Annotated in this window: 16 protein-coding genes; 9 read left to right on the top strand and 7 right to left on the bottom strand. The window is 73.9% G+C overall.

From position 1 onward, the window contains the following. The first annotated feature begins 240 nt into the window (after positions 1 to 240). Positions 241 to 813, top strand: coding sequence for a hypothetical protein (locus ACOOHE_RS17805; protein WP_420455438.1), 573 nt, complete (start codon positions 241 to 243; stop codon positions 811 to 813). 132 nt (positions 814 to 945) lie between these two features. Here the strand turns inward: ACOOHE_RS17805 and ACOOHE_RS17800 are convergent, their stop codons facing one another. Together ACOOHE_RS17800 and ACOOHE_RS17795 are read right to left on the bottom strand one after the other, a co-directional pair. Beyond that, positions 946 to 1,644, bottom strand: coding sequence for a hypothetical protein (locus tag ACOOHE_RS17800; RefSeq protein WP_420455437.1), 699 nt, complete (start codon positions 1,642 to 1,644; stop codon positions 946 to 948). Between the two features lie 79 nt (positions 1,645 to 1,723). Further along, positions 1,724 to 1,984, bottom strand: a complete 261-nt coding sequence (locus ACOOHE_RS17795; protein WP_420455436.1) for a GlsB/YeaQ/YmgE family stress response membrane protein — start codon at positions 1,982 to 1,984, stop codon at positions 1,724 to 1,726. A gap of 103 nt (positions 1,985 to 2,087) precedes the next feature. Between ACOOHE_RS17795 and ACOOHE_RS17790 the strand changes: the two genes are divergently transcribed. Then, on the top strand, positions 2,088 to 2,456 hold the full coding sequence (locus tag ACOOHE_RS17790; RefSeq protein WP_420455435.1) for a DoxX family protein: 369 nt from the start codon (positions 2,088 to 2,090) through the stop codon (positions 2,454 to 2,456). Positions 2,457 to 2,567: 111 nt separating this feature from the next. On the opposite strand, the gene dinB is transcribed toward ACOOHE_RS17790, so the two are convergent. Beyond that, positions 2,568 to 3,656 carry a DNA polymerase IV gene (gene dinB, locus ACOOHE_RS17785; protein WP_420455434.1) on the bottom strand — a complete coding sequence of 363 codons (1,089 nt, stop codon included), beginning with the start codon at positions 3,654 to 3,656 and terminating at the stop codon, positions 2,568 to 2,570. A gap of 187 nt (positions 3,657 to 3,843) precedes the next feature. Between dinB and ACOOHE_RS17780 the strand changes: the two genes are divergently transcribed. Further along, positions 3,844 to 4,833 carry a formylglycine-generating enzyme family protein gene (locus tag ACOOHE_RS17780; RefSeq protein WP_420455433.1) on the top strand — a complete coding sequence of 330 codons (990 nt, stop codon included), beginning with the start codon at positions 3,844 to 3,846 and terminating at the stop codon, positions 4,831 to 4,833. A gap of 85 nt (positions 4,834 to 4,918) precedes the next feature. On the opposite strand, the gene ACOOHE_RS17775 is transcribed toward ACOOHE_RS17780, so the two are convergent. Both ACOOHE_RS17775 and ACOOHE_RS17770 read right to left on the bottom strand, forming a co-directional pair. After that, positions 4,919 to 5,191 (bottom strand): PLD nuclease N-terminal domain-containing protein, encoded by a 273-nt coding sequence (locus ACOOHE_RS17775; protein WP_420455432.1) that lies wholly within the window; start codon positions 5,189 to 5,191, stop codon positions 4,919 to 4,921. A gap of 30 nt (positions 5,192 to 5,221) precedes the next feature. Next, a complete protein-coding gene (locus tag ACOOHE_RS17770; RefSeq protein WP_420455431.1) occupies positions 5,222 to 5,464 on the bottom strand; it encodes a hypothetical protein in 243 nt (80 codons plus the stop codon). A 158-nt stretch (positions 5,465 to 5,622) separates the two neighbouring features. On the opposite strand from ACOOHE_RS17770, the gene dusB reads away from it, so the two are divergent. The 6 genes from dusB (at position 5,623) to ACOOHE_RS17740 (ending at position 11,818) form a co-directional block, all read left to right on the top strand. Then, positions 5,623 to 6,687 carry a tRNA dihydrouridine synthase DusB gene (dusB, locus tag ACOOHE_RS17765; protein WP_420455430.1) on the top strand — a complete coding sequence of 355 codons (1,065 nt, stop codon included), beginning with the start codon at positions 5,623 to 5,625 and terminating at the stop codon, positions 6,685 to 6,687. Continuing rightward, positions 6,684 to 6,977, top strand: coding sequence for a hypothetical protein (locus ACOOHE_RS17760; RefSeq protein ID WP_420455429.1), 294 nt, complete (start codon positions 6,684 to 6,686; stop codon positions 6,975 to 6,977). The genes dusB and ACOOHE_RS17760 overlap by 4 nt, the downstream gene beginning before the upstream one ends. A 45-nt stretch (positions 6,978 to 7,022) precedes the next feature. Further along, complete coding sequence (locus ACOOHE_RS17755; protein WP_420455428.1) at positions 7,023 to 8,333, top strand: amidohydrolase family protein; 1,311 nt, start codon at positions 7,023 to 7,025, stop codon at positions 8,331 to 8,333. Between the two features lie 38 nt (positions 8,334 to 8,371). Further along, the gene (locus ACOOHE_RS17750; protein WP_420455427.1) at positions 8,372 to 8,965 is read left to right on the top strand and encodes a transposase; all 594 of its coding nucleotides are present in this window, start codon (positions 8,372 to 8,374) and stop codon (positions 8,963 to 8,965) included. Between the two features lie 154 nt (positions 8,966 to 9,119). Further along, positions 9,120 to 9,788: a deoxynucleoside kinase gene (locus ACOOHE_RS17745; RefSeq protein ID WP_420455426.1), complete on the top strand. Its 669-nt coding sequence runs from the start codon at positions 9,120 to 9,122 to the stop codon at positions 9,786 to 9,788. After that, complete coding sequence (locus tag ACOOHE_RS17740) at positions 9,785 to 11,818, top strand: hypothetical protein (protein ID WP_420455425.1); 2,034 nt, start codon at positions 9,785 to 9,787, stop codon at positions 11,816 to 11,818. The genes ACOOHE_RS17745 and ACOOHE_RS17740 overlap by 4 nt, the downstream gene beginning before the upstream one ends. An 82-nt stretch (positions 11,819 to 11,900) precedes the next feature. Here ACOOHE_RS17740 and ACOOHE_RS17735 read toward each other — a convergent pair whose 3' ends face one another. Both ACOOHE_RS17735 and ACOOHE_RS17730 read right to left on the bottom strand, forming a co-directional pair. Beyond that, positions 11,901 to 12,620, bottom strand: a complete 720-nt coding sequence (locus ACOOHE_RS17735) for a DUF2461 domain-containing protein (protein WP_420455424.1) — start codon at positions 12,618 to 12,620, stop codon at positions 11,901 to 11,903. Between the two features lie 152 nt (positions 12,621 to 12,772). Next, the gene (locus ACOOHE_RS17730) at positions 12,773 to 13,966 is read right to left on the bottom strand and encodes a M20 metallopeptidase family protein (RefSeq protein WP_420455423.1); all 1,194 of its coding nucleotides are present in this window, start codon (positions 13,964 to 13,966) and stop codon (positions 12,773 to 12,775) included. Positions 13,967 to 14,197 lie beyond the last annotated feature (231 nt).

The following is a 14,197-nucleotide window of genomic DNA, read 5'->3' as shown; positions in this document are numbered from 1 at the left end:
GACCGAAGACGGAGGACCGGGGACGGCCCGATCTGGCGGTCTCCCGTCCCCGGTCCTCCGTCCCCGGTCCTCCGTCCCCGGTCCTCCGTCCCCGGTCCTCCGTCCCCAACACATCAGAAAGATCGGCGTTGGGTTTCCACCCCGCTCGCCACCGGCCCGGGGTCTCTCCGAATGGACCCGCGCTCCCCGCTATCTGTGCCGACGTTGCGCCGTCGCCTCACGCCGTCTCCCACCTGTCCGATGCGCTCGCTCCTGGCGCTCGCCGTCCTCCTCGCCCTCCCCGCTTGCGACAGCGCCGCCCTCGACGGCGACCTGGCCGAGAACACGTTCTGGGTCCGCGTCGGCGACGCGGAGGCGGAGACCCGGGCCGAGGCGCACTTCGGGTCGTACGTCAGCACGACCACGGGGCCGACGTTCGCGGTCGTGCTCGGGGCCCGTCCGCTGAGCGCGCCGCTGTCGCTGGCGGCGCCGGCCGTCGGGTTCGCGTTCGACGGCGCGTCGGTCACGCCCGGGACGTACGAGCTGGCGCCGGTCCGGCCCGGCGGCGAGCCGCCCCAAGGCGCGTTCGTCGGCGTCTACATCGACCCGGCGCAGTACGTCGTGAGGGAGCCGGGGCGGGGCATTTTCTACACCGGCGCGGGCTCGGTCACGATCGACGCGATCGACGGCGGGCGGGCCCGGGGGACCTTCGAGATGACGGCCGTCGAGCTCGGCTCTGACTTCGCACCGTCGGACGCCGAGGTCCGGGTGACGGGCGCGTTCCACGCCGTCGAGACCGACGCCTTCGGCGACGAGGAGTCGTTCTGGCGCTGACGCCGGTGGGTCAGTGCGTCAGTGGGGCGGCCGGTCGGAGCGAGACGGCCCACGTCCGTAGGTGCGCACCGGGCGGTGGCGCGGCATTCGAGGAACAGCAACGGGCCGGCCGAGGCCGGAGGGCCCGTCCGCTCACAGCTCGTCCCTCACGGCTCCCTGCTCACGCCTCACCGCTCGGACCGTGTCGGCGGCGAGGGCGTCGGCGCGGCGCTCCAGGACCAGGACGCCGTCGGTGATCGACTGGCGGAACGGGGGGAACTGGGCGTCCGACGTGTCGGGGTAGGCGCCGATCCGGGCGCTGAGCCGGTCGCGATCGGCCGCGAGCGAGTCGACCATCCGGAGCTGGCGTCCCGTCGTGTCGGTGGCGGCAACGGCGCGGAAGGCGGCGAGCCGGGCGTCGAGCTCGCCCAGGCCGCGGACGGCGGCGGCCCGCAAGGCGTCGTAGGTCGGGGCCGCGTCGTAGCGGGCCCGGCGGACGGCTTGGGCCAGCCGCGCGGTCTGGGCGCGGACGGCCTGGCGCGTCGAGTCGAACCGGACCGGCGGCGTCGGGCGCAGGCTGTCCAGGCGGACCTGGAGCCGGCGGCGGTCGGCGCGCAGGCGGTCGAGGACGGGGGCGTAGGCCACCTGCGTGACGGAGTCGCTCTCGGCGGCCTCGGCCTCGAGCCGGGCGAGGTCGGCGTCGAGGTCGATGGTCTCGCGGAAGACCTCGGCCCGGAACCGCTCGACGTCGGCCTCGGGGACGGCCACCGTCGTCGACGGGTCGGGCGGCGTGTCGTCGCACGCGGCCAGGGCGAGGGCGGCGATGAGGGGCAGGAGGAGGAGCGGGCGCACGAGCGGAGCGAGAGACTGGACACAGAACGCGGGCGGCCCGGCGCCGGTGCCGGGCCGCCCGCGGGGACGAGGCGAACGCTTATCGGACGGCCGAGCGCTCTTTGAACTTGTTGACGGCCCAGAGCAAGACGACCGCGCCGAGCGTGGCCACCAGGATGCTCCAGATCAGGCCGCCGTCGTCGTCGAAGCCGACCAGGCCCACGAGGAACCCGCCGATGAGCGCGCCGACGATGCCGATCACGATGTTCATGCCGATGCCCATGTCGGCCTTCATGATTTTCTCTGCGAGGAAGCCGGCGACGGCGCCGACGATGATCCAGAAGATGAGTCCACCGATCATGGTGAGGGGGGTCAGGTGAGGGGCTCCGCGTACTCCAGGGCGGCCCGAAAGGTTCACCCCGGCCCGACGGCGGCGTTACCATCTCGCTCTCCGCTCCGTGCCCATGACCGTCGTCCTCTGGATTCTTCAGGTCCTCCTCGCCGCCGTCTTCCTCGCCGCTGGCGGGATGAAGCTGGCCCGGCCGAAGGAGGCGCTGCTCGACAAGATGGGGGTGCTCGGAGGCTACCGCCCGCTCACGATCAAGCTGATCGGGGGGGCCGAGGTGCTCGGCGCGGCCGGGCTGATTCTGCCGCCGCTGGTGGGCCTGGACGGGCTCGTCCCGTGGGCCGCGCTCGGGCTGGCCTCCGTCATGGTCGCCGCCGCCATCGCCCACGGCGAGCGGGGCGAGTGGCCCAAGGTCGGAGTCCCCGTCGTCCTGCTGGCGCTCGCGCTCGTCGTGGTCTACGGCCGCAGCGCCGGGCTCCCGCTGTAGCGGACCGGTCGGTCTCGGCCTCTCACTTCCCCAGACAGACGCGACGCTGACCCTGGCCGTAGGGACACGACGAATCGTGTCCCTACGGAAAAACCCGGGCTTCCAGACCCCTCACGGATTTGAGTACGCCTCCGGCACGGCGAACGGGAACGCGAGTTGGCGGCCGGCGGTGGCCGGGACGAGGCTCGAGACCGTCAGCCCGACCAACCGGACCGGGCTGCTCGGCGGCGCCGGCCGGTGGAGCAACGCCACACCGACGCCCAGCAGGTCCGCCTCGGCGGCGACCGGGCCGGGCAGCGTCGCGCTCCGCTGGGTGATCTCGAAGGCGGCGCTCTTGAGCTTGAGCGTCACCGTCCGCCCGGCGAGCCCGTGGCGCGCCAACCGCCGCGCCAGCTCCTCGGCAATGGGCCCGAGCCGCCGGGCGAGCGCGTCGCCGCCGCGCGCGTCGTGCCGGCCCGTCCGCTCGACGCCGACCGACTTGCGGACGCGGTGCGGGCGGACGGGCCGGTCGTCCTGGCACCGGGCGACGCGCGCGAGCCACCCGCCGGCCTTGCCGAGCGCCGCGCGGAGGTCGGCCTCGGACCGGGCCCGCAGGTCGGCGCCGGTCTCGATGCCGAGCGCCCGCAGCCGCCGCGCCGTCGCCGGGCCGACCCCGTGGAAGTCCTCGACGGCGAGCGCGGCCACAACCGCCGGCGCCTCCTCGGGCGTGATCACGCGCAACCCGTCGGGCTTGGCCATCCCCGAGGCCGTCTTGGCCAGGAACTTCCCGAACGAGACGCCCGCGCTCGCCGCCAGCCCCGTCGTCTCGCGGATTTCGGCGCGGATCGCCTGCGCCAGCAGCGTCCCCGACGCCGGCCCGGTGAGCGGCTCGGTCACGTCGAGGTAGGCCTCGTCGAGCGACAGCGGCTCGACCAGGTCCGAGTAGCGCGCGAACACGGCGCGGACGTCGTCGCTGACGGCCTTGTAGGCGTCGAACCGGGGCGGCACCACGACCAGGTCCGGGCACAGCCGCCGCGCGCGCACCATCGGCATGGCGCTGCGGACGCCGAACGGGCGGGCTTGGTAGCTCGCCGCGGCCACCACGCCCCGCCCGCCGCTCCCGCCGACGGCGACGGGCCGCCCGCGCAGCGCGGGGTCGTCGCGCTGCTCGACCGACGCGTAGAAGGCGTCCATGTCGACGTGGAGGATCTTGCGGGGCACGGGGCGGAGCGTACTGGGACTGCTGCGGCGCCTACGACGTCCCCTCTCCCCATGGCGTGGGAGAGGGACAGAGCCTGCCCCGGACTCGATCCGGGGGTGAGGGCCGGCAGCGGGACGGAGGAGGTGGTCGCCTCGGAGTCTACAGCCCGGCCCGGTGCGATCTTCGGGCGTCCCGCGTTCCCCCGTTGTGTCCCACCGCCTCGCCCTCGTCCTCGCCCTCGCCCTCGCGGCCTGCGCCGACGACTCGGCCTCGCCGTCCGCCAGCGTGGCCGACGATCCTGCGCCGGTCGACCTCGCCGTCCCCGACGGCGTTGTGGTCCCGGCGACGATGGCCTACGTCCCCGGCGGGACGACGCGCGTCGGCGTGCTGGCAGGCGAGGGCGGGATGCCCCACGAGCGGCCCGCGTTCGAGGCGACCGTCGCCCCGTTCCTGCTCGACCGCTCGCCCGTCACCGTCGCCCGCTTCCGCGCGTTCGTCGACGCGACCGGCCACCAGACGCAGGCCGAGGCGTTCGGCGACGGCGCCGTGATGGACCAGGCGGCCGGCGCGTGGGGCCTGGTCGCCGGGGCCGACTGGCGGCGTCCGCGCGGGCCCGAGGGGGGCGAGGCGCCCGACGACCACCCGGTCACCCAGGTAAGCTGGACGGACGCCGCCGCGTTCTGCACCTGGGACGGCGCCCAGAGCGGCGCCCCCGGCCGTCTTCCGACCGAGGTCGAGTGGGAGCACGCCGCGCGGGGCGCGGGCGACGACCGGAGCCCCTACGCTTGGGGCGACGATCTCAACGAAGGAGGTCGCCTCCGGGCCAACACCTGGACCGGCTCGTTCCCCGGCGGCGACGACGGCGCCGACGGCTTCCGCGACGGGACCAGCCCCGTCGGCGCGTTCGGGGCCACGCCGCTTGGGCTCACCGACCTCGGCGGCAACGTCTGGGAGTGGACGGCCTCGTGGTACCAGCCCTACCCGCTCGGGGCGGACGGCGGCACGACGCGGGCCGTCGCTGGCCTGAGCGGTGAGCCCGAGCGGGTCCAGCGCGGCGGCTCGTTCCTGTGCCACCCGTCGTACTGCCACGGCTACCGCGTCAGCGCGCGGAGCCACGCGACGCCCGAGTCGTCGTTCGCCCACGTCGGCTTCCGCTGCGCCCGCGACGTGCCGGCGGTGGAGGTCGCCGCACGGTAGTCGGGCGGAAACGGGCGCGGGGCGCGGGCCGAATGCTCAGCCTGCGCCCCGCGTGTTCCGAATCTCGTGTGTCGTCCCCGCCGGCCTAGCTCTTCGGCCCCCAGAGCCACCAGGCGATCAGCCCGACGAGGGGGAAGAAGAAGACGGCGGCGGCCCAGAGCAGCTTGCCCCCGGTGTCGGCCGAGCTGTTGGCGATCTTGACGAAGGCGACCACGACGAGGACGACGTGGATCAGCCAGCAGACGCCGCCGTAGCCCCCGAACAGCATGTCGGCGACGTTGTCGCCGGTGCCGCAGCCGGTGAGCACCAGCGCGAACGCGCCGAGAGCGAGAGCGGGGAGAAGTCGGAGGCGGTCCATAGGATCGGGGGGAAAAGAGGGGAGGCTCAGCTACCGTTGGTTGTCGCGGACGACGCGCTGGCCCCACACCAGGAACACCAGCAGGCCGACGATCGGGACGCAGAACAGGGCGATCAGGAGCACCTTGGTGCCGAGCGCGAGGTACGTCTTCCACGTCGCGAGCGCGGCCAGCAGCGCGAGGATGCCGTTCAGGACCGCGATCAGCGTGAGCAGGAGCGTCTTGGCGAGGCCCGCGAGGGTAGCCGCCAGGGTCGCAGCGAGGACGAGCGTCATGGGGTTCGGAGAGAATCGAGGCGCTCTACGGGGACCGGGTTTGGCAGGTTGCGCGGGTCCAGTGAGCCCGACGGGTCCAGGAGAGGCGACGTCCGAAGAAACCCGCAAAACCGGCTCCGCCCGCCAGACTCGCCGAGCCCGACCCGTACGTTGCCCCCATGCGCATCGCCGACCTCGACCTCGGACCCCGCCCGCTCCTCCTCGCCCCGATGGAGGACGTCTCCGACCCGCCGTTCCGCATCCTGTGCAAGCGGTACGGCGCCGACCTGCTGTACACCGAGTTCATCTCGGCCGGCGGGCTGGCGTACGGCGCCCAAGGGTCCGTCCAGAAGCTCGAGTTCTACGAGGAGGAGCGGCCCGTCGGCATCCAGATCTTCGGCGGCGAGGTGGACCAGGTGCGGGAAGCGGCCCGGATCGCGGACGCCCAGGACCCGACGCTCATCGACATCAACTTCGGGTGCCCCGTCAAGAAGGTCGTCTGTAAGGACGGCGGGGCCGGCATCCTGCGCAACCTCGACAAGATGGAGGCCATCACGGCCGCCGTCGTCGACGAGGCGACGCGGCCGGTGACGGTCAAGACGCGGCTGGGGTGGAACGACGAGTCGATCCGGATCGAGGAGGTGGCCCGGATGCTCGAGGCGACGGGCGTCGCGGCGCTCGCCGTCCACGCGCGGACGCGGGCGCAGATGTACCGAGGCGAGGCGCGCTGGGAGTGGCTCCCCCGGATCAAGGCGGCCTTGCGCGACATCCCGCTCATCGGCAACGGCGACGCGACGACGCCCGAGCGCGTGAAGGACATGTTCGACCAGACCGGCGTCGACGCCGTGATGATCGGGCGGGGCGCCATCGGCAACCCGTGGGTCTTCCGCGACGCCCGGGCCTTCCTCGAGACCGGCGAGGTGCCGGACCCGCCGTCGTGGGCCGAGCGGATCGCGGTCGTCGCCGAGCACGTCACGCTGAAGGCCGCGTGGCTCGGCGAGCGGAAGGGCGTCCTGGAGATGCGGCGGATGTACGGCGGCTACTTCAAGGGCCACCGCGGCGCGAGCCAGCTCCGGATGCGGCTGATGGAGCACGACACGCGCGACGGCGTGCTCGACCTGCTCCACACGTGGCGGCCGGAGGACGAGGAGACGACGGTGCCGGTCGCCCGGGCCGTCGGCAAGCCGGCGGCGGTCCCGGCCCGGCTCCCCCGCAAGGCCCGGCTCCCCGAGCGCGCCGCGTGACGGTCACGGCCGAGCGGTTCGAGGACGTCTCGGAGCCGGGCGACCCGCACCCGTTCGCCTACCGGGGCACCGTCTACCGGTTCTCGGAGGACGGTCGAACGCTGACCGCGCGGGCCTACAACGACACACCGGGCCAGCTCTCGTTCCTGTCGTGGGACGACGGGCGACGGATCCGGCGCGTCCCTCGGCCCCGACTGCTGCGTCGGGCCGTCGCCTACGCGCGGACGGCGCTGGGCGCGACGGACGTCCGGCTCCTGACGCGGCGCGGCTACGTCCCGCTCGGCCGTTGAGCGGGGGCCCTTCGTAGACTCTGGGGACACTCGCCCGCTCGACCGATGCGCGTTGTCCCCATCGTCCTCGCCGCCCTCGTCGCGGTCCCGCCCGCCCTCGCCCAGCGGACCGTCGTCCACTGCGGCACGCTGCTCGACCCGGCCACCTCGATGGAGCCGATGCGCGAGCGGACGGTCGTCGTCGCGGACGGCCGGGTCGTCGAGGTCGTCGCCGGGTTCACCGCCGACGCCGACGCCATCGACCTGCGCGGCGCGACGTGCATGCCGGGCCTGATCGACAGCCACACGCACCTGACGGGCGAGAGCCGCAAGGACGGCTACATCGACGCCTTCCGCCTGACCGCCGCCGACCGCGTGCTCGCCGCCGTCCCCTTCGCCCGGTCCACGCTGATGGCCGGGTTCACGACCGTCCGCGACGTCGGGAGCAACGAGGGGGCCGACTACGCGCTCCGCGACGCCATCAACCGCGGCGACGTGGCCGGGCCCCGGATGTTCGTCGCCGGCAAGAGCCTGTCCATCATGGGCGGCCACGCCGACCCGACCAACTCGTACCGCGAGGACATCGTCGGCGTGCCGGACGAGACCGACGGCGTCGTCAACGGGCCCGCGTCGGCGCAGCAGGCGGTCCGGCTCGCGATCAAGCGGGGGTCGGACCTCATCAAGTTCACGGCGACCGGCGGCGTGTTGTCGCTCCAGGGCGACGGCTCGGGCGCCCACTTCGCCGAGGACGAGATGCGGGCCATCATCGAGACGGCGCGCGAGCGCGGCCTGACCGTCGCGGCGCACGCCCACGGCGACGACGGGATGCAGCGGGCCATCCGCGCCGGCGTCTCGTCCATCGAGCACGGGACCTACATGTCCGACGAGACGATGGCCATGATGCGCCAAGCCGGCGTCTACCTCGTCCCGACGATCACCGCCGGCAAGTCCGTCGCCGACTCGGCCCGGATCGAGGGCTATTACACGCCCGTCGTGACGCAGAAGTCGCTGACGATTGGCCCGCTCATCCAGGACACGTTCCGCCGCGCCTACCAGGCCGGTGTGCCGATCGCGTTCGGGACCGACGCGGGCGTGTTCCGCCACGGCCGGAACGCGAACGAGTTCGTTTACATGGAGGAGGTCGGCGTAGGGTTCATGGACGCGCTCCGATTCGCGACGGTCAACGCAGCCGACTTGCTGGGGCGGTCGGAGACGCTGGGCGCCTTGCGCCCCGGCTACGTCGCCGACCTGGTGGCCGTCATGGGCGACCCCCTCGCGGACGCCTCGGCCATGCTCGACGTGGCGTTCGTGATGAAGGACGGCCGGGTCGTCAAGCGCGACGGCCAGTTCGTTCCGAGCCCGGAGCGGGCGCGGTAGCGAGGGTAGATCGGGGGCCGCCGCGGGTCTAGGGGGCGATGTCCGGCCACCGTCGCTCCGTCCGCCTCCGAGGCTACGCCTACGCGGGCGGGCTCTACTTCGTGACGGTCTGCACGGCGGGGCGAGCGCCGCTGTTCGGCGCGGTCGTCGGCGGGGAGGTTCGGCTGTCGGCGGCCGGGCGGCTGGCGCGTGACGAGTCGGGCCGGACGTTCCGCCAGCGGCCGACGCTCGTCCCGGACGTGTTCGTGGTGATGCCGGATCACGTGCACCTGTTGTTTGGGATCGGGCTGGCGGATGGGGGTGTGGGGTCGGGCGGGGGTGGGGTGGCCGAACGTGGCGAGGGCACGGCACGCCGTGCCCCTACGGTGCCCGGGGCGTCGTTGCCGGGCGGGGGGGCGGGGCGTCGGTTTGCCGCTCCGGAGACGGGGACGGTGGCGACGGTGGTCCGCGCGTACAAATCGGCCGTCACGCGCGCGGTCAACCTCGCGCGGGGCACACCGGGCGCGCTGGTCTGGCAACGCGGGTACCACGACCGCGTCGTGCGGACGGACCGGGAGGCCGAGCACGTGCGCCGGTACATCCTGGGGAACCCAGCGAGGACATCGGTCCACCGGCCGCACCACCGGCCGTAGGGGCACGGCGTGCCGTGCCCTCTCTCGTCACGGCGTGCCGTGCTCGTTCCAGGCAACTCGTTCCAGGCAACAAGGGGAGGAGGTGCGGTGGCCCCGTGAGCGCGGCCCGAGCACGACCGGTGCCGGCGGTACCTTCGGGTCCCCCCGCGACCCCATGCAGACCGACCTCTCCCTCGCCGGCGATGCCCCCCGCCGGAAGCTCTACGTCGCCGTGGCCGGCAACATCGGGGCCGGCAAGAGCACGCTGACCCAGATCCTCGCCGACACGTTCGGCTGGGCCCCGTTCTTCGAGTCCGTCGACGACAACCCGTACCTCGCCGACTTCTACGACGACATGCGGCGGTGGAGCTTCAACCTCCAGGTGTTCTTCCTGTCGAGCCGGTTCCAGCACCAGAAGGCCATCGAGGCCGCGCCCCGGTCGGTCGTCCAGGACCGGTCGATCTACGAGGACGTCGAGATCTTCGCCCGCAACCTCCACGAGATGGGGCTGATGGACGGGCGGGACCACGAGAACTACGTCGAGCTGTTCTCGATCATGGCCGGCTACCTCCAGCCGCCGGACCTCCTGGTCTACCTCCGCGCCGGCGTCCCGACGCTCGTCCGCCACATCCAGGCGCGGGGGCGCGAGTTCGAGTCGTCGATCCGGCTCGACTACCTCGAGCGGCTCAACGAGCTCTACGAGGACTGGATCGAGCGGTACCCGTACCCCAAGATGGTTGTCGAGACCGACGACCTCGACTTCGTTAACGAGGACGAGGACCGGTACGAGATCCTGAGCCGGATCGAGAGCCGGCTGTTCGGGCTCTTCCCGGTCGAGGGGTGAGGCGGGCGGCTCGGGCGCTGGCGCTCGCGGCGCTGGCGGCGGCGCCCGCGCTGGCGCAGACGGACACAACGGCGACGGTCCGCGCGGCCCCGGTCGACTCGCTCGCGCCGCCGGTGGCCACGGTCGGGCCAGGCCGCGCGCCCGTCGGCCCGTTCCCGCTGGTGCCGGGGCGGCCGATCACGCCGGTCCCCGCGACGACGGCCGCGCTCGACCTCGGCCTGCTGGTGGCCGACCCGCCATCGGTGGCCGACCTCGCGCCGGCCGCGTTGGTTGCGCCGACACCTGCGGTGTTCGCGTACCGGCTCGGGGCGACGGGGCGGACGGCCGGGCTCGCGCTCGACGGCCTCGACCCGGCCACGCCTGGACTCCTGCTCGACGGCCGGCCCCTCCTCGACCTCGTCACCGACGCGCCCCGGTTCGACCTGCTGCCGCTCGCGGCGATGGGCCCGCTCCGCATCGGCGACGGGGCGCTCGGGCGGGCGACGAGCGCCCAGGCCGGGCTCCGCGACCTCCGCGTCGGCGTGCCGGTGACGGAGCTGCGGTACCTCGGTGGGCAGGACGGGATCCAGCACGTCTCGGGACTGCACGCCCAGACGCGACGGCCGCCTGCGTTCCTGCGCGGCGGCAGCGACGCGAGCCGGCTCACGCTCACCGGCCACGCCGCCAGCCGCACTGCCGACGGCCCGCGCGACGGCGCCGACCTCGCCCACACCGACGCCTTCGGCCGGCTCTTGCTCACCCGGCCCAGCGTCGCCGCCGAGGTCGGCGTGTCGTACACGGACCGGACGGAGGGCGCGCGCGCAGGCGTCGTGCCGACGGCCGGGCTCCCCATCACGGCCATTTTCAGTCCGGCCACGAGCCAGGTTCTCGGGTCCGGCGCGACCCGGCGGACGCTGCGGACCGAGCCCTGGCTCCGCCTGCGTCTCCCGTTCGTGATGTCGGCGCCAACGGAGGTCGGTGGGTCCGTCGCCGTCCAGCGGTCGGTGTTTGTTCCGGCCGACGGGACCGGCGACACGGTGCGGGTCCACGGGCGGCGTCTCGCGGCGTATGTGGCGCAGCGGGTGCCCGCGGGTGCTCACGCGCTCGGCCTCCGGCTCGACGTCGCGGCCGCGCCGGCACCGGGACCGGAGACCGGCGCGCTGCCCGGCGCCGACGCCCGGCTCGGGCTCCACGCGGCCGTGACCGACTCGGTCCGCCTGGGCCCGGCCGAAGTCGCGCTCGGCGCGGGCGTCCACCAGGTCGATGGCGAGCGGTGGCCGTCGGCGTCGGCACGGGCGACGGTGGGGGCGCTGTCGGCCGGCGTCCGGCTCGGTGGCCGGGCGCGGTCGTGGTTGGAGCGAGTCGGACTCGAAGGGCGCGTCGTGCCCGACGCCAGCGACGGGACGGAGCAGACACTCGCGGCGGACGCGGCCGTCGCGCTGCGCCGGGGCGACGGGCGACTCGGCGTGTGCGCGTTCGCCAGCCGGACGACCGACGGCCGGCACCTCGTCGCGGTCGACGACACGCTGTTCGCCGTCGTCGGGACCGAGGGCGCCGTCGCGCAGGGCGGCGTCGCCGTCTCGGTGGGCTGGCGCGAGAGCGCCCGGCGCGGGGTCTACGTCCGCGCCGACGGCACGGCCCGCGTCGTCTCGGACCCGTCGTCGGACCTCCGCAGTCGGCTCGACGCCGCGTTGCCCCGGGTGTGGGGAACGGGCCGGGTCGGCCTCCGCGCAGAGGACGTCGGCGACGGCGTGCTCGACCTTGACCTGGCCGTCGTCGCGCAGGCGTGGACGGCGTTCCGGAGTCGCCGCGTCGAGCAGGCCACGGGCGCGCTCGCGCTGCCCGTGCCGGGGGCGGCGCTCGGCGCCGAGCTCCCCGCCCGGGCCCTCGTCGGCCTGGAGGCGACGGCCACGTTCAGCGCGCGGGCCTCGCTGTTCGTGCGCTACGACCACGCGCTCGGCGAGCGGGCCGTCGACGCCGTCCTCGTCCAGGGCGAGCCGCTGCCGCCGCACGTCCTGCGCTTCGGCGTGTTCTGGGCGTTGCTGAACTGAAGGGCAAGGGAGACGAGGCATGGGGCAAGGGGGGCGCGTTCATCGTGTCGCCCCATGCCTCTTGCCACGTGCCCCACGCCCTCTACCTCGCCGCCTCGTCGGCGATGCGCCAGCCGTACTCGAGGAGCGGGCGGACGGCCTCGGCGGTCTCGACGATGAGGTCGGCGAAGCCGGGCGAGAGCACGTCGTCGTCGGTGACGTCCTCGCGGAGGGCGGCGAAGCCGCCGCGCCAGCGGAAGTAGTCGGCGGCGGCGTTCTCGCGCTGGTCCTCGAACCCGCGCGGCATCCGCGTGAGCGCGCTCCCGGCCGTCTCGAGCGTGAGCCCCGCGCCCTCGACGGCCTCGACGATCTGCAAGAACTCGTCGGGGTTCGAGGAGAGCCGCGTCCGCCACAAGCGGACGAAGTCCTTGTCGGCCCGCCAGAACCCGCCGCCGACGCGCGTCGCGCCGGGCTCGACGTGGACGTAGAGGGCGCCCGGGGCCCGCTTGTCGCCGTCGCGCGAGAGGACGGCCGCGACGTGCGTCTTGTACGGGGCCTTGTTCTTCGAGAACCGGGTGTCGCGGTAGATCCGGAAGACGGCCCGCTTGGGGTCGCCGGTGAGTGGGAGCCCGCGCTCGGGGAGCCGCCGGCTAAGGTCGGCGACCAACATCCGCATCGGCTCGCGGAGCTCGTCGACGTAGGTGTCCTTGCGGGGGCGGAACCACTCGCGGTCGTTGTTCCGCTTGAGGCTCTTGAGGAAGTCGAAGGCGTCGTCGGTGAGGCCGGGGAACGGGGCGAGGACGTCGGGCGGGGAGGCGAGCACAGGCGAGCGAGGCGGTGAGAAACGAGAACTTCGACGGGGTGGTACGCGCGAGCCGCGCCAGGTGTCCGAGGCGACGAGGGCACATCCCCGGACGGGCGCGGTCATCGTGCGGTCATCATCGAGACCGCTCGCGGGCACAACACGAACGGCCCTTATTCCGCCAGCTGGCGGGCGGCGAGCGCGGCGAGGAAGCCGGTCCCCGTCCGCAGCGCCTCCTCGTCGACCGTCATACGGGGCGTGTGGAGCCCGTGCGTGATCCCCTCGGCCTCGTTCCCGACGCCCAGCACGGTGAACGCGCCCGGGATCTGCTTGGTGTAGAAGGCGAAGTCCTCCGAGGCGTACCACATCGGCAGGTCCACCACGCGGTCGGCGCCGACGAGGGCGACGGCCGTCTCGCGCGCGAAGGCCGCCGCCGCGTCGTCGTTGCGCAGGACCGGGTAGCCGACGACGATCTCGACCTCGCACGTGGCCCCGAACGCCTCGGCCGTTTTCTCGGCCGTCCGCCGGATGACGTCGTGGGCCCGGAACCGCCAGTCCTCGTCCATCGACCGGAACGTGCCCGCGATGCGGACCTCGTCGGGCAGCACGTTCGTCGCCCCGTCGGCTTGGACGCGGCCGAACGACAGGATCGAGGGGACGCCCGGCGGCCGGTTCCGCGCGACGACGGCCTGGAGCGCCGTCAGGACGTGGGCCTGCGCGAGCACGGTGTCTATTAAGAGGTGCGGCGCAGCGGCGTGGCCGCCGGTCCCCCGGACCGTCAGGTACACCTCGTCCGCCGACGCCATGAAGGTGCCGGCGCGGACGCCAAGCGTCCCGGCCGGGAGCTCCGGGAACACGTGCTGGCCGAAGATCCGCTCAGGCCCGCCGTGGCCGCCCATCGGGCCGAGCACGCCGTCCTTGATCATGACGCTCGCCCCGCCCCGCGCCTTCTCCTCGCTCGGCTGAAACACCAGCCGGACGGTCCCGGCGAGGTCCGCGCGCAGGGCGTGGAGAACCTGCGCTGCGCCGAGGAGCATCGCCGTGTGGGCGTCGTGACCGCAGGCGTGCATCCGCCCGTCGATCTCCGACGCGAAGTCGAGCCCGGTCGCCTCGGTGATGGGGAGCGCGTCGATGTCAGCGCGGAGCGCGACCGTCGGGCCCGGCTGCGCGCCTTCGATGTGGGCCACGACGCCGGTCCGGGCCACGCCCTCGATGGGCTCGATGCCGATCTCGCGCAACGTCCGGGCGATGAGCGCGGCCGTCTCGTGCTCTTGGAACGCCAGCTCGGGCCGGCGGTGGAGCGCGCGGCGCAGGCGGACGACCTCGGGAAAAGCGTCGTCGGTCAAGGCGTGGATCCGGTCGAGCATGGCGGGGAGGAGCAGCAGCAGACGATACGCGCAGGCGCGGGGAACGATCTCGTCACACTTCCTTTACACCGGAGCGAGCGAATGCTCGAATACGGCCCCGGCAGCGGCTGGCGGACCCCCTGTCCGGGCGCCCATCGCTCCGCTCAGGGGCGGCTGGACCGTCCCCCTTCAAGGGGGACAGCGTTCCGAGCCGGGAGCAGGCGGGCGGATGCCCGCCCGGCGACCCGCCGG

Origin of the sequence: Rubrivirga sp. (assembly GCF_965213695.1) — a bacterium.
Lineage (GTDB): Bacteria > Bacteroidota > Rhodothermia > Rhodothermales > Rubricoccaceae > Rubrivirga.
Note: the sequence above shows the minus strand (reverse complement) of the source record. Positions and strands in the feature narration are given on the sequence as shown.